22 protein-coding genes are annotated in these 19,992 nt (G+C 49.5%); 7 read left to right on the forward strand and 15 right to left on the reverse strand.

Translation table 11 applies throughout. The annotated features are described in order from the left end of the window. Positions 1-78: 78 nt before the first annotated feature. The 3 genes from PHF39_RS05475 to PHF39_RS05485 all read right to left on the reverse strand — a co-directional run bounded on the left by PHF39_RS05475 (position 79) and on the right by PHF39_RS05485 (position 3,604). A complete protein-coding gene (locus tag PHF39_RS05475; protein ID WP_300221417.1) occupies positions 79-930 on the reverse strand; it encodes a DUF362 domain-containing protein in 852 nt (283 codons plus the stop codon). A gap of 480 nt (positions 931-1,410) precedes the next feature. Further along, positions 1,411-2,244, reverse strand: coding sequence for a hypothetical protein (locus PHF39_RS05480; protein ID WP_300221245.1), 834 nt, complete (start codon positions 2,242-2,244; stop codon positions 1,411-1,413). A gap of 13 nt (positions 2,245-2,257) precedes the next feature. Further along, positions 2,258-3,604, reverse strand: coding sequence for a hypothetical protein (locus tag PHF39_RS05485; protein WP_300221247.1), 1,347 nt, complete (start codon positions 3,602-3,604; stop codon positions 2,258-2,260). A gap of 99 nt (positions 3,605-3,703) precedes the next feature. Here PHF39_RS05485 and PHF39_RS05490 point away from each other — a divergent pair, with 99 nt between their 5' ends. After that, positions 3,704-4,369 (forward strand): hypothetical protein, encoded by a 666-nt coding sequence (locus PHF39_RS05490; protein WP_300221249.1) that lies wholly within the window; start codon positions 3,704-3,706, stop codon positions 4,367-4,369. A 49-nt stretch (positions 4,370-4,418) separates the two neighbouring features. On the opposite strand, the gene PHF39_RS05495 is transcribed toward PHF39_RS05490, so the two are convergent. The 8 genes from PHF39_RS05495 to PHF39_RS05530 all read right to left on the reverse strand — a co-directional run bounded on the left by PHF39_RS05495 (position 4,419) and on the right by PHF39_RS05530 (position 12,409). Continuing rightward, positions 4,419-4,784, reverse strand: a complete 366-nt coding sequence (locus PHF39_RS05495; RefSeq protein WP_300221250.1) for a hypothetical protein — start codon at positions 4,782-4,784, stop codon at positions 4,419-4,421. A gap of 1,009 nt (positions 4,785-5,793) precedes the next feature. Beyond that, the gene (locus PHF39_RS05500) at positions 5,794-7,032 is read right to left on the reverse strand and encodes a tyrosine-type recombinase/integrase (protein WP_300221252.1); all 1,239 of its coding nucleotides are present in this window, start codon (positions 7,030-7,032) and stop codon (positions 5,794-5,796) included. 73 nt (positions 7,033-7,105) lie between these two features. Beyond that, the gene (locus tag PHF39_RS05505; RefSeq protein WP_300221255.1) at positions 7,106-7,384 is read right to left on the reverse strand and encodes a DUF362 domain-containing protein; all 279 of its coding nucleotides are present in this window, start codon (positions 7,382-7,384) and stop codon (positions 7,106-7,108) included. 122 nt (positions 7,385-7,506) lie between these two features. Further along, positions 7,507-7,995: a ferritin gene (locus PHF39_RS05510; protein WP_300221258.1), complete on the reverse strand. Its 489-nt coding sequence runs from the start codon at positions 7,993-7,995 to the stop codon at positions 7,507-7,509. 88 nt (positions 7,996-8,083) lie between these two features. Beyond that, positions 8,084-8,548 (reverse strand): tetratricopeptide repeat protein, encoded by a 465-nt coding sequence (locus tag PHF39_RS05515; protein ID WP_300221261.1) that lies wholly within the window; start codon positions 8,546-8,548, stop codon positions 8,084-8,086. A 34-nt stretch (positions 8,549-8,582) separates the two neighbouring features. Next, entirely contained in the window at positions 8,583-9,596 is a 1,014-nt protein-coding gene (locus tag PHF39_RS05520) for a hypothetical protein (RefSeq protein ID WP_300221264.1), read from the reverse strand. Positions 9,597-9,821: 225 nt separating this feature from the next. Further along, complete coding sequence (locus tag PHF39_RS05525; RefSeq protein WP_300221267.1) at positions 9,822-9,965, reverse strand: YHS domain-containing protein; 144 nt, start codon at positions 9,963-9,965, stop codon at positions 9,822-9,824. Positions 9,966-9,973: 8 nt separating this feature from the next. After that, positions 9,974-12,409 (reverse strand): heavy metal translocating P-type ATPase, encoded by a 2,436-nt coding sequence (locus PHF39_RS05530; protein WP_300221270.1) that lies wholly within the window; start codon positions 12,407-12,409, stop codon positions 9,974-9,976. Positions 12,410-12,546: 137 nt separating this feature from the next. Here PHF39_RS05530 and PHF39_RS05535 point away from each other — a divergent pair, with 137 nt between their 5' ends. From PHF39_RS05535 to PHF39_RS05545, 3 genes are all read left to right on the forward strand, one after another. Next, the gene (locus PHF39_RS05535; RefSeq protein WP_300221273.1) at positions 12,547-12,834 is read left to right on the forward strand and encodes a hypothetical protein; all 288 of its coding nucleotides are present in this window, start codon (positions 12,547-12,549) and stop codon (positions 12,832-12,834) included. Continuing rightward, positions 12,818-13,093: an AN1-type zinc finger protein gene (locus PHF39_RS05540; protein WP_300221275.1), complete on the forward strand. Its 276-nt coding sequence runs from the start codon at positions 12,818-12,820 to the stop codon at positions 13,091-13,093. The genes PHF39_RS05535 and PHF39_RS05540 overlap by 17 nt, the downstream gene beginning before the upstream one ends. 92 nt (positions 13,094-13,185) lie before the next feature. Next, a complete protein-coding gene (locus tag PHF39_RS05545; protein WP_300221277.1) occupies positions 13,186-13,512 on the forward strand; it encodes a hypothetical protein in 327 nt (108 codons plus the stop codon). A 2-nt stretch (positions 13,513-13,514) separates the two neighbouring features. On the opposite strand, the gene PHF39_RS05550 is transcribed toward PHF39_RS05545, so the two are convergent. Genes PHF39_RS05550 through hcp form a run of 4 tightly spaced genes read right to left on the reverse strand, consistent with a single transcriptional unit; the run spans position 13,515 to position 16,217 of the window. Continuing rightward, the gene (locus PHF39_RS05550; protein WP_300221279.1) at positions 13,515-13,802 is read right to left on the reverse strand and encodes an NAC family transcription factor; all 288 of its coding nucleotides are present in this window, start codon (positions 13,800-13,802) and stop codon (positions 13,515-13,517) included. Continuing rightward, positions 13,789-14,172, reverse strand: a complete 384-nt coding sequence (locus tag PHF39_RS05555) for a cupin domain-containing protein (protein WP_300221282.1) — start codon at positions 14,170-14,172, stop codon at positions 13,789-13,791. Before PHF39_RS05555 ends, PHF39_RS05550 begins: the two co-directional genes overlap by 14 nt. Before the next feature lie 5 nt (positions 14,173-14,177). Next, complete coding sequence (locus tag PHF39_RS05560; RefSeq protein WP_300221285.1) at positions 14,178-14,540, reverse strand: cupin domain-containing protein; 363 nt, start codon at positions 14,538-14,540, stop codon at positions 14,178-14,180. Positions 14,541-14,600: 60 nt separating this feature from the next. Then, positions 14,601-16,217, reverse strand: a complete 1,617-nt coding sequence (hcp, locus tag PHF39_RS05565) for a hydroxylamine reductase (RefSeq protein ID WP_300221288.1) — start codon at positions 16,215-16,217, stop codon at positions 14,601-14,603. 88 nt (positions 16,218-16,305) lie between these two features. Between hcp and PHF39_RS05570 the strand changes: the two genes are divergently transcribed. The 3 genes from PHF39_RS05570 to PHF39_RS05580 all read left to right on the forward strand — a co-directional run bounded on the left by PHF39_RS05570 (position 16,306) and on the right by PHF39_RS05580 (position 19,704). After that, positions 16,306-16,665: a helix-turn-helix domain-containing protein gene (locus PHF39_RS05570; protein WP_300221292.1), complete on the forward strand. Its 360-nt coding sequence runs from the start codon at positions 16,306-16,308 to the stop codon at positions 16,663-16,665. Between the two features lie 134 nt (positions 16,666-16,799). Next, a complete protein-coding gene (locus tag PHF39_RS05575; RefSeq protein ID WP_300221295.1) occupies positions 16,800-18,587 on the forward strand; it encodes an Eco57I restriction-modification methylase domain-containing protein in 1,788 nt (595 codons plus the stop codon). Between the two features lie 4 nt (positions 18,588-18,591). After that, on the forward strand, positions 18,592-19,704 hold the full coding sequence (locus PHF39_RS05580) for a BsuBI/PstI family type II restriction endonuclease (RefSeq protein WP_300221298.1): 1,113 nt from the start codon (positions 18,592-18,594) through the stop codon (positions 19,702-19,704). The last annotated feature ends 288 nt before the right edge of the window (positions 19,705-19,992 follow it).

Genomic DNA, 19,992 nt, shown 5'->3' on the forward strand with positions numbered 1-19,992 from the left:
TTTCCCCTGGATAGTTGGAAAATTACAGGCAAAAATAAAAAAACGTGAGAATGGATCAGTATGCGTTTTTTCTGAGGATCAGATCCTGATGAGCTCGTAGTTGCTGCTGCCCATCCCGATCTCCTCGCCGTACCGCACCTGCCGGTACCCGTCCGTCTGCTCATGGACGCCCGTGAACTTATCCTCGCCCGGGTGATGGTGTGCAGTGAGGAGCGAGTCCTTGTATCCCTGCTGCTGGTTCACGAGATCGAAACTCGCGGCATCGATTGCCACCGGGTCCTTCGATGCAAGGATCCCGATATCCGGCACGATCGGGGCGTCAGAAAACGGGAAACAGTCGCAGTCCGGTGTGATCCGGATCAGGAAGTTCATGAACCCGACCTTCTTCTCTTTCCCCTTCACCGCCCCGTACGCGTACTCAACCATCCGCTCCATGAACTGCGGGATCTCGGTCTCCCAGTCAATGTCGATCGCATGCTCCGGGCAGGCGTGCATGCATTCGAAGCAGCCGATGCAGAGCTCGCGGTCGATCACGGACTTTTTCTTCTTCACGGTTATCGCGTCTTTCGGGCAGACCTTCAAGCACGAAGCGCAGCCCGTGCACTTCTCCGGAATGGTGAATGGCCGGGCATTGTGCTGTGCCCGCTTCCCTTCCGGTGGAGCACAGCCCATGGCCATATTCTTGATCGCTCCCCCGAACCCGGAGACGATGTGGCCCTTGAAGTGGGAGAGTACGATCATGCTGTCCGCTGCTGCAATATCTCCGGCAATTGTGACTTCTTCGAAATGCTTCTTGCCTATGGCTACCTTCCGGACATTCTTCCCGTTCAGCCCGTCCGCAATGATGACCGGTGCGCCCGCCACGGCAAAATCGAACCCGTGGGAGATCGCGGTGCCGATATGTTCGACAGCGTTCGACCGTGCCCCCAGGTCGGGTGAACTTTTTCCGGGTTGGAATTATCCGTTTTCCAACCTTCTTTTGTCAAAATCGAACCTCCTTGGGTTCTGATCAGTAGATCGGCGCGATCCGAAATAAAGTTATGTAAGCCGGGATGGGGAGTTTTGTAAATCCAGCATCAAAGGGAAAATGCGCGGGGCCGGGAAATGTCCTGTGGCACGGGATAAAACAACATACTTCTATCGTGATATGAGGTGTTTCCTTATCCCAGATCCTCTTGGGATTACTGTTGATTTGATCAAAACAAAAAATATCTTGGGCGTATTGTTAGAAAAAACAGGAAATTTTTATGGTTTTTTTTGTCTAAGAATCGTGACAATTCTAATTCATGTTGTTACGGGGGAGACCTCCGTAGTTTTCCTTATTGTTCCACACGTATTTTACGGCATCATTTTTTGAAGAACAACAGGAAAAAGCGAGAACAATAGGCTCGATAATACGAAATGAAAAAGTTATTTTTTACGGGTTAAATGATAGAGACGAATTTCCTTTATTCCATTTTCATTAATTTCTGTTGTATTCTTAAATTCAATCAAAAAAATACGATTTCTATCAATTGGTTTAGCACATATCGGGCGACAAATCAGATCGGGGAAGTTTTGTTTGGCGAATTCAACCATGCTCGTGATTTGTACCCATCCCAATTTATCACGTTCTTGAGGACTTTTGGCTTCAAGAGGGAAAATGTATTTTTTACCTTCTCGATCAATCCCTACATAGATTTCATCAATTTCAATTTGGCCCTTATTTTTTATCGTGGTTCTAATATGGGATTGCAGAGGAAAGCAAGTGACTTTAGTAAAAATATCAATTAGCCGGTTATACCTGATAGACGATAATAATCCTTGTTCATCTTCAGCTGAATAATCTTCAACAATTTCTGGAAGTGAATTTAGAATTTCAATTTCGGATAATCCATCCTGTATTGAGATAAAGGGAGATTTGTTGATTTTTACAAACGCATATTTTCCCTTACCTCTTGGTTCGATGATCCAATTTCCAGTTTTCAAGATTTTTTCAGGGAAATCGCCACGTGATCTATATGTGTAAATGATATCCGGAACATTTTTCGCCTTGATTCCTAGTGATTCACCAGACTCAACTAACTCTGTTTTTAAAAATGGAAATTCCGTAATTGTTTCAGAATTTGTTTTTGGATATTTTTTGAAAAAGAGATCTTCAATTACTTTATCGTATTGAGACAATTCTTCATGAGTAATTGTATCCGCGTTACTAGTGTCTTCATCTTCGAGTTCTTCATCGGTTTTATTTCTCTTTTCTTTCATAATTAACAACCCCTCATTGATTTTCGAGAATTATTACATTTTCATCAATTGAACGCGAAGTAGCAGTTGCATATCGGGTTCTCCACAGTTCAATTTCAGATACCTTGTACCCTAATGACTCTGCAACTTCACCTAACAAATCCGCAGTCGGGATATACGTCTGGAAGAACGACATTTGATCCCCAACAACATACGCCAGCTTTGCATCGGGAGATAAAAACGGTTTCAAGGTTTTCAGGTGAAGTAACATGCCCCCAAAATAATGACGAACAATCTTATGGTACTGTTTTTCAAATCCTGATGTTTTATTCATCCGAATCCTTTTTTCCTCAATTTCATCAGCAATTTTTTCAATACTCTCGAATTTTCTTACATATTCGCCATCAGTATCATTTACGAATATATTGCGTGAGTTGCTTCTGAGTAGGTTTTCCTTCATTGATCGCAATTCCTGCTTATTTTGGATAAATCCAAGGAGCACACTCTCTAATCGTGTACTTCGTGTGTAATCTTTCTCATTTGGATACGGGGGTGATGTAATAACACAATCAATTTTTCCTTTTAAATCGGAATTTAAACAACTATTTACGTCTCTTGAATCTCCATGAACTATATTTGAAATATTACGCCCATTTTTAAATAATTTTATATCTTGGATCATATGGTCCGTATTTACGCTGTAATACGACAATGCATCGATATCCACTTTTGCCTTTTTCCGATATATCTCAGGTCCAAACCCGATATTCCCTGCACGTTTAACAATCAAATTAGCTAATGACAATGTGAAAAAGGCCCGAACCTCGTTATCTTCGATAGTGTCGATAATCGTTTTTAAAATTTGAACTTTGTACAGGGGTTTTTCACTAATGAATCCCGCTGGAATTATTTTTTCTTGTTCTTCTGTCAATCTTGGAATTTCTTTGATTATGATTGGATCTTGTTGAGATTCCAAAGGAGTTAAAAAAGCAATTCCATCCGAGATATGGTGATAATTGAACGAGTAATTCGCCGATTGAACAATGAATCCAAGGGTATCAGATAATTCCGATGGATCTAGTGCAAGGTTGGTTTTCACGGTTGAGGCAAAATAAGCCATATTATTCGCTTCGATACCCCAATTAGCAATCCCACACTTCATACATTCAACGGGGGTGGTACCAGTCCCACAAAATGGATCCAAAACGAGATTACCACGGTGAATGTTGAATTTTGATAAATAATATTTTACTAAGTGGGGTGGATATCCTAAAACAAATTGATACCATGAATGGATGGGGGTATCTACGAGTTGCAGCTTATTTTTCTTTCCATTATCGATGTCGGTGTGGATAAAGGAAGCTTCTTTCGATCCAATCATTTCCGTAATCTCTGATGAATAATATGTGGCATAGATAATTTAATACTCTGTTAAGGTCTGTGAAAAGAACTAAACGTGGACTGATATAAGCATAATATAATGAGTGTATTGATAATCACAGAGGACACTGCGACAAAACTACCTCAAGTCGATAAATGGACCACCCCAATACGAAAAGGGCAAGATATCGAAAAAAATATTGAGTTAGTTCAATTATTAAAGACACATAATTCAACAATTCCATCAGATGACCTCAAAAAAGAAAAGGCATATAAAACCATTTTAAAAAAATACATTCGACCTGCAAAGTACATGTTTTCCGCCGTGTTTTCCGAAGTCCGTGATTTTTCGGATGAATCAGCGGAACTCACAAGAACCGACCTATATATTATATCTGGACGATATGGATTAATTAATGGAAATGATGAGATTATCCCGTATTCAAAAACTGTGAAAACAAGTATCGAATTGGCAGAGCTCGATAGAAAAACTGATTTTGTAAAAAATATTCAGACGCTCTTAAACCAATACTCAATAATTATTTTTTTACTACCGAGTGAATTCATAAAATTTTTTTTAATTGTAGGTTTTTTTGATTCTATCCCAAAAAAACAAACAGTGATAATTGTCACCAGTACACAAAATAATACAATTTTAGGAAAATATCCGAATTTTATAACCTTATCTCGAAAAGGATTGGCACGACTTGGTGCGATCAACCGGGAAAAAATTATTGATCTAATTAAAAAAAAGAATACCTCATAACTTCCCCAATTAAAAAATGAGGGTTTTTATAATTATCTGCTAAAATCCTTCAGAGATTTTGTTTGTTCAACCGTTTCTTCAACCGCTGCTTAATATTGCAGGTTGTCGCTGTACACCCATCATCCGTTGTTGTCTTATCAGGTTCACTTACTGTTCCTTCAGAAGTCTCACCCGGATCCTCGGCCACCTTTGCTCGAAGGGATTCATCGTAGATAGGAATCCGCCGACACTGCTTAGTTTCACCGGTAATAACATCTACATCACATTCCAAAAGGGACAGCGTCTTTCTTGTACCTGATGCGGATGTTTCCGTCTGCGATACCTTCATCTGCCCTGCGGTAGATGAAATTTCCTTGGGGGTGCTCTGTTCAGATTGTACCCTGGAACGAGACTCCCCCAGATCTTCTTTTGTCATGTTTTTTCCTATGTGATTGAACACATTGCAACTGATTTACGCAACAGCTGGCGAATTCTTATATCGATAATGATCTGTTACCTGTCAAGTTCCTTATTCACTACACAATATCGCCCCCCAATTGAGAGTATTCCCCGTTGGTAGTCGGAGAGTTTCGAAAAGGAGGCTGTCCTATGGGTGTGGGTATAGATGCCATCACGGCACCCCGCACCCTCTTGGAATAGCGTGTAGCAAGACGGTAGCGTATCGGAGTATCTCCTGATGCCCGGAGGATCATTTTGTCCCCATACAACCGGAAGAAGATTGCACGGTCGAAGCCCGGTATCTCGCTGGCCTGTTGGAATGTGAAGTGGCGGTACCCGAACCTGTTATGGATATCCCTGAACAGATCGCCCTTATGGCTGCCCATGCCGCGAAGGGTCATGCTCATAAGCGGTCCTCCGCTGGTTTGGTCGGGTTTTCGACAACGATTCTCTTCTCTTTCAGAACGCATTCGCCACGGCCCACGAGTATGTCAACTGTCAGCTTGTGAAGAGGGCTGGGAAGATTGTCATACTGTGCACGGGTCAAAACAAATTTGTCACAGTTGTTGATTTCTTTCATAAAAAGAAGTGGAAATCCAGCTTACATAAGCATTTTGGGCATTATTTGAGCGTTAAATTGAAATTGCGCTTAAATAATGTCTCAAAAATGGAATTCAACTGTCCATGGACGGACAATTTTTCATTTTCCGGAAAATTTTCTTGTCCATGGCAGGACAGTTTGTCAAGGCACCTGATCGGTTTTTGTCATTGCAATGACAAGTAAGTGTCATTCCATGGACATTTTTGACAACAGGACGTGATTTTGCTGTCAGTATGCTGACACAATTATTTTTTAATTTTATGATAAATTTTCAAATCTTTGGATTTATCGACGATAAAAACTAAAACTCACATTTGTCAGTGCGGATCGATAGCGCAGACGCGCGGAAAAATGTTGAAAAAAGAAATGATGATATCGGGAACAGCTACGGTGCCGCTTCTTCCATCTGGGCTGCCTTCATGGTCAGCTCCGCGACAAGTGACTTAAACACCGGGTTCTGCTCGATCTTCTTCACTACCTGCTCCATCGTTCGTTCCTCCGTTTCAGACAGGGGCATGCCGCACGTTCCACAATACTTCACACCGGGCTCACATATTGCCTGACAGTTCCGGCACTGGGTAGCCACCATCAGGGACTTCTCCGAGTTCTTCGGACACGAGATACCGTTCAGCCGGAGTATTTCGGCATCGACATCGGAACTGGATAGATGCGTGTAATTCCCGAGCATCTTCGTTGACTGCGATCCCCAGCACATCTGTTTCACAACGGCTTCGCTGCATCCCTGCTGGAGCAGGTGGGTGACTCTGCTGTGTCTGAAAAGATGGGGATGCATTCGCTTGGTTATGCCTGCACGAATGGCGATTTTCTTGAGCTGAACGTTGACCTGCCCGTGTTCGAGCGGCTTGTGCTGGTATGTGATGAACACAAGGTTTTCCCCACTGGATTCGTACGGGTAATCCTTCCGCCACGCGGCCAGATGCGGAACCGAGTTGACCAGCCGGACGTACCGCGGCTTTTCCGTCTTCTGGTTCGTATTGATCACGACACCGAGGTGATCGAACTTCACCTGTTGCCATTCAAGACGGGCCATCTCGACGATACGGAAGCCGCCTTCGTACATGACACTGATCAGCGCACGGTCACGAGAGTTCCGGCATGCCGCTATCATGTCCAAGACTTCCTGCTCGGTGAGCAGGTCTTCAGCGGTCGTGCTCATGGTATCGGCACCCGGAGGTTTGATCTCCTTGATCTTGTCCCACGGCAGAGTCGAATACTTGTTCCTGATCAGCCAGTGGTAAAACCGTTTCAGGAATGTGATGTAATCGCGGAGCGTGTTCTGCTTGATGGGCCGGCCAATGAAAAGGGTTGCTTTCCTCTTGGCAATTCCCTGATAGATGGAATCTACCGTGTTCTGGTCAAATGGCCCGATGAAACTACGCCAGTTCACGAGAACGGACATGATCTTGAATGCCCGGGCCTCCCCGATATTGGCGATTACCCGGCGTTCATCAATGTACCGGGTGATCAGGGTGCGGTCGTTCTGCGTGAGCGAGCCGTGTTGCATCTTCCAATCAAGATGATCCTCAAGTGCATTCGGTTTCAGGATGTGAAATTCCCGGTCCTTGCGGGTCGGGGCATGCTGAATGTTCTTTTTTGCATTCATGCCGGGTGCGTCCCCGCTCGTAATCAAAAACCTAGCGGGTGCTCTGGACGGTTTTTGAGAGTCTGTCGGGTGTCTACCCCGAAAAGAGTACGCCCAGGTAGAGTGTATTGGTGTCGGTCAGAAATGGCAGGGCCTTGCATTCCTTCACCTTTTCAACAACCTGCCGCACGAACACCGGGCTGATGAACCCGTCGCTGCCTACCTCGCCGAAATGGAGCTTGATGGCAGTCTTGTCCTGCGGTGCAATGAGCTCGGAAAATCCGGCCTCGTCAAACAGCCGTCGCACTTTCTCCGTGGTGGCTTCCTTGTCGGAGAACGCACGGAGGCTGGAAAAATATACGGGACTCTTCATGGCGAATACTCCCCTGCGGGGAATGTTGACACCCATACCGTATAATCCCGCCGGTTACTTCCGGAAATACTGTGGTGCTGCATCCTGCAGGAAACACCGGAATATGAACGAAAAAAAGGGGATTATTCCCGCTTGCCCAGCTCGTGGTCGAGCCAGAAGAGGTGGCCGACAACATCGCCGAGCATGTTGATCTGGGAGAGGATCCCGCTTGCCTGCTCCTCTTCTTCAACCTGCTCTTTGACAAACCACTGGAGCATCTCGAACGTTGCATGGTCCTTCTCCTTAATGGCGAGGTCCACGAGGTTGTTGATCATGCCGGTGACTTTCTGCTCGTGAGAATAGACCTCTTCAAAGACTTTCCCGGCCGAGGTCCACTTCGCCTTCGGGGCCTCGATTGCTTCCAGAGAGGCTTTCCCGCCGCGTGCAATGATGTAATCGTAGATCTTCATCGCGTGGCTCTGCTCCTCTTTTGCCTGGAGCCGCATCCATTTTGCAAAGCCCTTCATGCTTGCGGTCTCGAAATACGCAGACATTGCCAGGTACAGGTACGCAGAATAGAGCTCGCGGTTGACCTGACGGTTTAACGCACTTTCCATAGACTTTGATAACATGCGGATTCCTCCGTCTGAATGTGAAATTGATTTTTCCTTTCATAATGGTTTCTATAGCCGCAAAAAAAGGAGAGGAAAAATGTCCGGGTTACCACTGCTTCTTCATCCGCCTTGCTTCCGCGTGCATGTCAAGGATGATCTCCAGTTCGAGCGACCGGCCATAGGCCTCCTGTGCCTCATCGCTCCTGCCCATCTCGTCAAGGCAGACGCCCCTGATATACCAGGCCGTGACATCGTTTGCATTCAGGGTCGATGCCCGGGTGCTCGCAGCGAGTGCGTCCTCGATCCGCTCAAGGTAGAAGAGGGCGAGCGATTTCTTGGACCAGGCTTCGGAAAGGTTCTGGTTGATGGCAATAGCCTTGTCGCAGTCAACGAGCCCTTCCTTGTACTTGCCGGACTCGATCAGCGCCGCAGCCCGGAGGAAGAGCCCCTCCGCGTAATTCGGATCAAGGGTGAGCGCCTTGTTGTAATAGGCAAGCGCCTCCTTGTACTTTGTCCGCTTGGCATACGACAGGCCTTTCTTTGCCAGTTCCACGGCTTCCTTCAGTGCCATACGATCCCTCCCGACGGGTCTCTCTTCTTCATCCTCATGATCCCTCCAGCGTATCGGTGATGAGGTCCCCGAAGATCTTCTTTAACGCCTCTTTCTCGTACTCTGCCTTGTGCTCGTGGGCGTCGAGCAGGTGCTTGGGCGGCTCCCACACAAACCAGTCCCGCATGGTCATGTACCCGATCAGGTTATCGGTCAACAGTTTCCCGACCTTGTACAAGTCATAATAGTAATCGATTGTTGGCTCCTCCTTCCAGTTCACCGGCCCGAGTGGTTTTTCGATGATCGAGAGCATGTTGTCGCCAAAGACCTTGGACTGGTACCAGGCCGTGTGCGTCCACCGGGTGGTCAGCATCTCCTTGACCTCGAGGTGGTTGAATTTCTTCATCTGCGGGATGTTTAAGACCGGCATCAGCTCGTCCGCCGGCAGGGTCTTTGCAAGATACATGTCGCGGGCATAGAACATCGCTTTGTTCAGTACGAAATACCGGCGCGGGACAATAGACTCCTGCTCCATCATCTCGTCCATGTCGTTCTTGCTCTCCTTCATGATGTGGTAGAGCTGGGTTTTCCTTATCTTCGGCATCCGGTGGTAGACATCGGCATTGATGATCGCGTTCCACGGGATCTCGTTGATGTCGTCGTTGAAATGCGAGAAGAGGATAAAGAGCATCTGGATGAGTTTCTGGACCGGGAGCTTGTTCTCCTTCTTGGCCTCGTCTTTTAAAGCATCGATATAGATCTGCCTCATCCCGGCGTAAACGCCATCAGCATTATAGGAACAGACCTTATACTCGCCCTTCTTTGCCGCAGCGCCCTTGATCAAAAGGTGCGTACAGTGCTTTGCGATGATGAAGTCTTTCAAGAGCCCGACATACTGCGCCGGAAAGATGATGACGTTTGAGTCGATGTCGTAGGTGAACTTGTCGACAAGTGTGCCCCCGGGCTCGGCTTCCGGCTGGCGCAGGAGCGAGATTTTGGTATCGAGCATCTCTTCGGTATGGACAAGGATCCGCCGGATTGGCTTGGATAAGGGCATCTCGGTTCTCATGGGAAAATCACCGGGGCGGATCCGAACACCGTCCCAAGGATCTGTGGGTAATACAATTGTTCGTACCAGTGCATTTATAACATACACATTCTTTGGCGGATACCCAAGAGAAAATGTGTCTCGTTCTGGTTATTGCCCGATACTCCCCTGCCAGGATTCTTCGGCACCGGTAAAAAAGAGTATGATCACGGTTTATCCACGAAAATCTGGACAAACCTGCCCGGATTATTCTGCGTATTTCGCCGGGTCCGAGTCGAACTTCTTCTTGCAGCCCGGGGCACAGAAGTAATACTTCTTCCCCTTGTACTCGCTCGTGAACTTCGCGGTCTTCTCGTCAACAGTCATCTTACAGATAGGGTCGATTGCCATAGAACACCTCAGTTCCTCCCTTTCCTTGCATCGGGTATATACTTTTTTAAGAGCAGCGAGAGCGAGACCACGGTGACGGAACTCGCTGCCATCGCGAGTGCGGCAAGTTCCGGCCGGAACATGATCCCGAATGACGGGTAAAGCACCCCCGCGGCAACCGGGATGAGCGCAACATTGTACGCAAACGCCCAGAAGATGTTGCCCCGGATCCGGCCCATCACTTTCTTTGAGAGCTGGATTGCCGCAACCGCATCCACAAGATCGTCCCGGACAAGCACGATGTCCCCGCTCTCAATGGCAACGTCCGTGCCGCTGCCGATTGCGATTCCCACATCGGCCTGCGCAAGCGCCGGGGCATCGTTGATCCCATCCCCGACAAAGGCGACAACCCCGCCCTTCTCCTGCAGCCGCCGGACTTCCGCGGCCTTGTCCTGGGGCATCACTTCCGCGATCACCGTGTCGATCCCGGCCTCGCGGGCAACCGCGTCTGCGGTCCTCCGGTTGTCGCCCGTGATCATCGCGACCTCTTTGCCCATGGCACGGAGCTGCGCAATCGCCTCGCGGGTTGTTGGCTTGATACTGTCGGCAATGGCGATCAGGCCCGCGATCGCGCCCCCGGCAGCAACAAGCACGACCGTCTTTCCTTCCTGTTCGAGTGAAACGATCCGCGACTCGATTTCACCAGGAATGGCCACGGCCTTTTCGTTCAGGAACGCACGGTTCCCGACCAGCACGGTCTCGGAGAGGACAGTTGCTGCAACGCCACGCCCGCCGAACGTGTCAAAGCCTGTTGCCGCCTCAGCCATCATGCCCCGTCCTTCTGCCGCACGCACAACCGCGTCGGCCAGCGGGTGCTGCGAGTTCTTCTCGACCGCTGCAGCAAGGGAGAGAAGCGTCTGTTCGGTGACTCCGACCGGGACTATATCCGTGACCTCGGGTTTCCCTTTCGTCAGCGTCCCGGTCTTGTCAAAGACAACGGTCGTCACCCGTTCGGCAACTTCCAGCGCCTCGCCGTTCCGGATCAGGATGCCGAGTTCCGCACCCCGGCCCACGCCCACGGTCACGGCCGTCGGCGTTGCGAGCCCCAGCGCACAGGGACAGGCAACGACAAGCACGGAGATGAACGCTGTCAGGGAAAAGAGCGCGGTCTCGTGGAAGATAAAGAACCAGAGCAGGAACGATGCGGTTGCGATGATCAGCACGGCCGGGATAAAGTACGTCACCGCCACATCGGCAATCCGCTGGACCGGCGGTTTCGAGCCCTGTGCGTCCTCGACCAGCCGGATGATCTGGGCAAGCACGGTCTCCTTCCCGACTTTTTCTGCACGGACCTTCAGTACGCTGTTCGTGTTCAGGGTCCCGCCCACGACATGGCTCCCGCTCTTCTTCAGCGGGGGGACCGGCTCGCCGGTGATCATCGCTTCGTTGACGTAACTCTCCCCTTCGACAACCACGCCATCAACAGGGATACTCGCCCCGGGCTTCACCACCACGACATCGCCCGGCACAACCTCTTCTACCGCCATCTCGCGTTCGGTCCCGTCGCTGACGACAATCGCGACTTTTGCCCGCAGCCCCGCGAGTTTTTTGATCGCATCGGAGGTCCGGCCCTTAGCCCGTGCCTCCAGGAACCGCCCCAGCATCAGGAACGCGGCGAGCATGATGGCAGTATCGTAGAACATGTATTCGTGCGTAAGGACGATCGAGAACGTCCCCATCACGCTCGCGACATACGAGACCCCGGTGCCCATCGCGTACATGACGTCCATCGAGAGCTTCTTGTTCTTCAGCGAGACCCACGCGGCCCGGAAGATCGGGGCTGCGACAAAGACGAAGACCGGCGTTGCGATGACGAGCATCACGTACGAGAGCGTGTGCATCGGGATGGGGAGCGGCACGAACATCGCGATCATCAGCGGGATACTGACGGCAAACCCGACCATGAAGCGGACGAACTTATCGTGCAGGTCGGCGTCGCGGGCTTTCTTCTCCGCCTCTTCGCTCACCTCGCCGGAAATCCCGAGGTACTGGTATCCCGCATCCTCGATCGCCTTCTTCATGTCGGAGAGGTCCGAGAGCGACGGGTTGTAGGTCACGTATGCTTTTTCCGTACCAAGGTTCACCGACACGGTTGCAACGCCCGGCAGCGCCCGGAGCGCGGCCTCAATGGTCTCGACGCAGGTAGCGCACATCATGCCGCCGACCTTGATCGTTGCCTCGCTGTTCACCACATCATAACCGGCGTCCTTCACCGCCTTCTCCAGCGTGAACAGCGTGACCTTTGCCGGATCGAACTCGACATGCGCCTTTTCCGTACCCAGGTTCACCTGCGCTTTTGTCACATCTTTGAGCTGCGACAGCGATTCTTCGATGTTAACGGCGCACGTGGCGCAGGTCATTCCCGTGATCTTCAGTTCGGCCTTCTTCTTCTCCGGCTCCGGCATGCTTGCCTCCCTGTGTGGTGTCTTTGTTATGGGGATATAATCGTTGTGAACGGGGCAGGCGCCCGGTGGAATACAGATTCACGCTGCTCTCCGCTCATTAATAACGCCAGCGGGTGATGGTATCGCGAGGAAAACCATTGGGAGTCTTTCGCTTCGAGAGCAAATATGCCGCACCGACAAAGGAGCAGCGGGAGCGGTACATGCGTGGGGAATCTGAAGAGCACACGTTCGGGAACGATGGGGAGATCGTCCTTATCCTGTACGATGAAGCCGCGTATCTCAAGGATGACCGCGAGGGTGTCCGCATCCTGTTCACGGGTGTTTCGGACAAGCAGAAAGTCAATGACGAGGTGCGCCGGCTGCTTGAGGAGCATGGGCAGAAGGAGCAGCGGCCGGACGAATTTGAAAATGGAAAACGGCGCTGACCCGGCCGGGCCGGATTATTTTTTAGTGAAAGCCACCAACACCTTCAGCATGGGCCTTGTCGCAACCATTCGTCGCTTCTTCTCGCGGCTGTTCGAGAAGAAGGAGTACCCAGTACACGGGACCTGCGCCGTCTGCGGCGAGCGCGTCTATCTCCCGTTCCACTGCGAGTACTGCAACAAGTACTACTGCGACAAACACCGGCTCCCGTTCGATCACGATTGTAAGAACATCGGACAGTGGAAGAGGAAACCGAAGTAATCCTTTCCGGATCCGCTTGCAAGTTTCCTGATGGAAGCCTTTTGTAGTTTCATTCCTAAAGAATGGTAATTGAATCAGATTTGGTGATATCCATGACTGAACAGGAAGGGCATTTCGAGAAGGGGGTCTGGGTGAAGGAAGCCGCCGCAGCCCCTGCCGCACAAATGGAGAACAAGATCGAAGAGCGCCTGACAACCGCGACAAAGAACGTCATCTCCGCTGTCGACGAGCTGGCAAAAGCAACGCACGACCTCCTTGCGACCGAGGAGGGCAAGAAGCATATCGAGAAGACCGTGAAGGAGACAACGGACCAGGTCCAGAAGTCCTTCGACGACATTCTCAGCAAGGCCCGTGCCGAGATGGACAAGGCAAAGGCCGATATCAAGGCTGAAGCGGAAAAAGCAAAACAGAAAAAATAATTTTATTCGTTTTTCGCCAGCGATTCCTTGTACGCAGCAAGGAGCCCGGCCGCGTACTCGGCCTTCTTCTTCGTGGGCACGTAATTGAACTGCTGCACCCGGATGAGGATCTCCTCCGCGAGCCGGGAATCGTTTTCGGTCCCGAGCTTCTTCACTTCAGAAAAGATCCAGTCCAGGTGGTCGATCCCGGTTGCCTTGCCATCGATGAGGACCTGTTTTGTGGTGATCCTGTCCGGGGGAACGCCGCCGCAGATCGTGCAGTAGTACCCGTCCGCATCATTTCCGCCCATCGTCCCCCTCCTTGATCATCACAAGCGACATCTTGAACTTCGTGATGGCCGAGAGGGCGTGGGGGACCCCGGCCGGGAAGATGATCGTCTCCCCGGTCTTCATCTGGTACGTTGTCCCGGCAACCCAGACCTCGCACTCCCCGTCCAGGATCGTGACGACGGCATCGAAAGGTGCCGTGTGCTCACTGAGCCCCTCGTCCTCGTCAAACGAGAAGATCGTGATGCTCCCGCACTTCCGGTTGATCACCATCCGGCTTGCAACCGTCCCGTCCGCGTACTCCACGAGGTCCGAAAGGCGTATCACTTTGCCTTTGAGTTCCTCGCGTTTCTTGTCCGGTTTTCCCGGCTCATCCTGCTTCCATTCAACCATTGCATTCACTCCCGGATCATCGTCAGCGTCATCTTGAACCGCTTCTTTGCCTGGACGCCGTGCGGCCGGTTTGCCGGCAGGATGATCATCTCGCCGGCCCGCACCGTGAACGGTTCTCCCTCAATCGTCACGTCCGCCTCCCCGTCCGTGACCGTGAGGATCGCATCGTACGGGGCCGAGTGTTCGGAGAGCCCCTCGCCTGCATCGAACGCAAAGAGCGTGATGGTGCCGGCCTTCTTGAACACGATCATCCGGCTTGCAACGGTCCCGTCCTGGTACTGGAGGAGATCGTTTGTCGCAAGGACTTTGCCGATGAGTTCCTCGCGCTTTTTGTCCGATGAGGTGAGTTCTTCCCGCGGGTCGGTCATGGTGTTCCTCGCTGCTCTGTACGCGTAAAGAAAATTAAATGCTATTGTTCCATGCAGCGGTTATGCCGGTACCATCCGCTTCATGTCCTCTTCGACCGTGCTGTTCTTGCCGATGTTGAAATTCCTGACGAGCACATCGAGCACGCCAGGCGAGACGAAGGCCGGGAGTTTTGGCCCGAGCGCGATGTTCTTTACGCCAAGGTTCAGCAGTGCAAGGAGCACGAGTGCAGCCTTCTGTTCGTACCACGCAATGTTGTATGAGACCGGCAGCTCGTTGATCCCAACGTTGAATGCCTTTGCAAGCGCCTGCGCGATCACCACGAGCGAGTAGCAGTCATTGCACTGCCCGGCATCGATGACCCGGGGAATCCCGCCGATTGCGCCAAGGTCAAGGCCGTTGTAGCGGTACTTTGCGCAGCCGGCCGTGAGGATCACGGTGTTCTCCGGCAGGGCCTTTGCGAATTCCGTGTAGTAGGCCCGTTCGGTCTGCCGGCCGTCGCAGCCGGCCATGACAACGAAGCGCTTGATGTCGCCTTTCTTCACGGCCTCGACTACTGTTCCCGCAAGCGCGAGCACGGCATTGTGCGCACAGCCGGTGATAAGGTCACGGCCCGGAGCCGGCAGTGCAGTCGGGGGTTGGCACTTCTTTGCATGCGCGATGACCGCCGAGAAATCTTTCTTCCCGTCTTTTCCGGCAGCGATGTGTTTCACGCCCGGGTATCCTGTGGGGCCTGTGGTGTAGATCCGGTCCTTGTACGTGTCCTTCGGCGGCACGATGCAGTTGGTGGTGACGAGCACCGGGCCGTTGAACGACTCGAACTCCTCCTTCTGGTGCCACCACGAGCTGCCGTAGTTCCCGTACAGGTGACCGTACTTCTTCAGCGCCGGGTACGCATTGGCCGGCAGCATCTCGCCGTGCGTGTAGATGTCAACACCGCTGTCCTTTGACTGCTCCAGCAGCTGCTCGAGATCCTTAAGATCATGGCCCGTGATTAAAATGCCGGGGCGCTTCCCGGCCGAGGTCTTAACACTCGTGATCTCCGGGTTGCCGTAGGTCTTCGTATTTGCGGTGTCGAGCAGGGCGAGCGTGGATACGCCAACGCCCCCGCATTCGAGCACGAGCGCCGTCATCTGGTCGGCCGGGAGATCGTGGAGCATGGACGCGAGCCCCTTCTGCATGAAGTCCGTGATCTTCTCGTCCTCATACCCGAGCATGGCCGCGTGGTGGTAATACGCGGCAACGCCCTTGAGCCCGAACAGCAGGAGCGCCCGGAGCGAGTGGACGTCATCGTTGTTCGCAGCGTCCTTTGCGATCTGCTCCGCCTTTGCCGCCATCGTTGCGTCGCTGGCCGGTTTCCACGTGCAGGCCTCCGGCTCGTTTGCACCAGCGGGCGGCAGTGCGTCGCGGATGGATACGGCCTGCGTGATGAGCGATTTGAGCCGGCCGTCATCGAAGTTCGTGTTGGTCAGTGTTGCAAACAGTGATTCGGCAATGAACATCCCGGCATCCTTGTTCGCCTTCCCGGCTTTTGCAGCGGCGATGTTCCTCTCGGAGATTCCCTTGCAGAGCCAGATCAAAACATCCATCAGCCCGGCTGTTGCTCCTTCCTTTCCACAGACTCCTTTCACGGTACACCCGGTGCCCCGGGCCGTCTCTTCGCACTGGTAACAGAACATAACTCACTCCAACTCCTTTTGTATTCTTTTACTACATGGTATCTTTTGTATACTAGGTTAAATAGAAAAGAGTTTCAGAAACTATACCATGGACGAAGCCTGCACGGTCAACATGACGGTCAAATACTTAACAAAAAAATGGACGCTCCTGATCATCCTCGAACTCTACAAGGGGCAGAACCACACGCGTCGTTTTTCCGATCTCAAGGATTCCCTGAAAGATATCACACAGAAGATTTTGTCGGAGCGGTTGAAGGAGCTGGAGGACGAGGGCGTCATCACGAAACATGTCGATGCAACGACCTTTCCCGTACGGAGCGAGTACACGCTGACAAAGAGCGGGCTCGAACTTGTGGATGTGATCCGCGGGATCAAGATGTGGGCGCTGAAGTGGAAGATTGACAATATTCCGTGCGGGAAGCAGGACTGCAGCAAGTGCGTGCTGTGAGAAAGATAGGAGATAGAGGAATCAGTTTCACCCTGCGCATGGCGTCAATATATATTCAACTTTCTCGACAGTGTTAAATCGAAACATATCGATATTCACTATCATATTCTTCGTAATGCTCGATGGAATAAACAATGCAAAACAATCCGCTAAAAATTGAATTCAATCGATTGAAAGTGTTATTAACAGCGGAAGCGGAAAAAATCAAAAACCCGGAAAACAGGAATAAATTCGCTCGCTCTATTTGTCAATTAGTATTAAAGGAATTCTGGTCGGAAACTTGCACGAAGAATGGTTGTAACTGGAAGATATGCAAGTCATTTGTTCAGTTTGATAAACCAGAATCAACAGGTGAGTCGGAAGCCTGTGATGTTGGATCTATCCTAGCTCAACTTCCATTTTCTGAGAGCAGTTATCTTATCGGCACATTATACACTGCTTTATTACCTCAAGAAACTCAAGCGGATTTTGGTGCATATTATACTCCGCCCGCACTTGTCGATCGCTTAGTCGGTATGGTGACTGACCAAGGGTTTGATTGGAAAAATGGTACGGTAATGGATTTGTCCTGCGGTGGTGGTGCGTTTCTCTCCCCAGTTGCTCTTCGGATGTTAGAGTCGTATTCTGTGAAAGATCGGGGTAATCCTTCCCGCATCATCGAGTTGATCTCCAAGAGGTTGCAGGGATTTGAAATTGATCCTTTTGCAGCATGGATGTCGCAGGTTCTTGTAGAGATTGTTTTGTTAGAAATCTGCATCAATGCATCTACTCGACTTCCTATTATTGTGAATGTATGCGATACGCTCGAAACATTGCCAAATAATGGAGAAGAAGTCGATCTCGTAATTGGGAATCCACCATATCGGAAGATTACACTTCCTCCGCATCAGAGAAGAATATTTTCCCGTTCGCTTTATGGACACGCAAACTTGTATGGTGTTTTTACTGACATCGCAATCCGTTGGACGAAGCCAGCTGGACTTATTGCTTATGTAACCCCAACTTCATTCCTTGGTGGGCAATACTTCAAATTCCTTCGTGCCCTCCTTTCCCAATATGCTCCACCAGTGCTAATGGATTTTATTTCTGATAGGAAAGGCGTTTTTGAGGATGTCCTTCAGGAAACAATGCTTGTGGTGTACAAGCGTACAGAAAATGAAAAAGAAATCTCCCGCGATCAGTGGGTTACCGTTCATGATCTAAAATCAAATGGTCCTGAAAAACCTGTGGTGAGTGAAAGAATTGGCACATTTTTATTGCCAAATAGTGGTGAGGAGCCATGGATCATACCGAAAGCACCAGATCAGGTTAAACTTATCGATAACCTCAAACGGATGCGGAATAGAATCGTCCACTTTGGATTTGAAGTCAATACTGGCCCGCTTGTTTGGAACCGACATAAAAATCAGATGAGTACTGAAAAACAGGAGGGAAATTATCCTCTTATTTGGGCTGAATCCATTCATCCAGATGGACGGTTCCTGTTTAGCGCGAAGAAACGAAATCATCGGCCATACTTAACGCTAAAGAGGAATCAAGAGTTTCTAGTAACGAAAAAACCATGTATCCTTATTCAACGAACCACTGCGAAGGAGCAGAAAAAACGGATTGTTGCTACAACACTCCCAAAGGAATTTCTCCATATGCATGGTGGAGTAGTAATTGAAAATCATGTGAATATTATCAAGCAGACGAAGAGTCCTTCCCTAGCCTCGCTTGAAACATTGGCTGTTTTATTGAATTCAAAAATGATAGACAAAATTTTTCGTCTGATTAACGGAAGTGTTGCGGTTTCGGCTTTTGAATTAAAAGCATTGCCATTACCAAACAAATCTGACATTAGACATCTCGAACAATTAATCCAAAGTGGCGTTTCGAATAGTGAGATTGAATTAGCTATAAAAATGATGTACGAGCGATAGCATCATGTCTGATATACAATCACCATCTTTACCGTCATTACCTTCGATAGATGTGATCAATCAAAGGCTTCCTTTAATTTTCCCGATGGATACTGAACACCGAAGCCAAATTATTGGGAAAATGGCAGTTAGGACAATTTTTGTAATGTTTTATATTGGTGCAATAGAGGGAAGAAATGAATGGTTTCAACCGGCACACGTGCTCAATATGGATGATGCACGAGCATCAAGAACAAATGAAGAATCTCGTCGATCATGGGCCAAAAGGCGAGAATTTTCATCAGATCGGAGTCTTCATAAATGGTATGCTGACACCACAAAAGAATCAGTTCGAAAACAAGTGATCCTCTTCGGTCTAATCCCATTAGGAGCAGCAGTCAAAATCGATCTCGGCCAAGAAAATGAGCCGCGATATGCATTAGCACATGATTTTTCTATATTATTTGATCAGGACCTTTCTGGAGAAGAGTTAACAAGAAAAATTTCTGAATGGCAACGGTCACATCTTACAAGAGCTGCATTGGGAGCGACCGCTTTAAGGGGATCGGATTCTGGTACTCGCCTTAAGGTCAAGATCCCAAACCACCAAATAATTAGTGAGATGAAATTACCTCCGGGAAAGAGTTCTCTCATTATCAAAGAAGTAATTGAAAAATTTTCAGAGAATTTTCTTCATGAACCTCATGTAATCGCTATCAGTACTTCTGAAGCACCATTTCAGCCTATTGATGATCAAGTTATCCAAATTCTCAATTTAGATTTTTCAAGCGTTGTGCAGAAAAAAATTTTACCAGATATTATCCTGTGGGATAAATACCTAGATCACGGCCGTTCTGAGAATTTATTAATATTCATCGAAGTTGTTGCATCAACAGGATCGATGATTCAAGAAAGAAAAGAGAATATAATGGCCTTTTTACGAACCAGAGAATATAATGCTAAAGTTGCATTCGGGACAGCATTTCTGAGCAGAACCGATGAGGCTTACAATAAAAAGAATATTGCTGAAATATCTTGGGGATCTTTTGTTTGGTTTGCTGCCGAACCCACGAATATCGTTATACTAAACCAAATGGATGCTGAAAATAATAAAAAATTGTCAGATCTAATCTTCTGATATTTTACGATGCCCACGCGCAAAACGCCTCGCGGGTTTTCGAAGAACGCTTATGCGTTCTTCTCGTGTCTCGACTCTGATGAGTCTGGACATTGCGCTACGCACTTACCTGTACGAGAATCTGCGTACAGTCTCTTGCCCAGCGAGGGGACGAGAGAATCGACCGTCACATCAGTGAGGGTCGATTGGAGAAGACGTTAGTCTTCGACTGCGCCCGAGCGACTCCCCGCACCGCGGAATCGACCGTTGCATCAGCAAGGGTCGATTGGAGAAGGCGAAGCCTTCGAT

This window comes from Methanoregula sp. (assembly GCF_028712425.1).
Classification (GTDB): domain Archaea; phylum Halobacteriota; class Methanomicrobia; order Methanomicrobiales; family Methanospirillaceae; genus Methanoregula.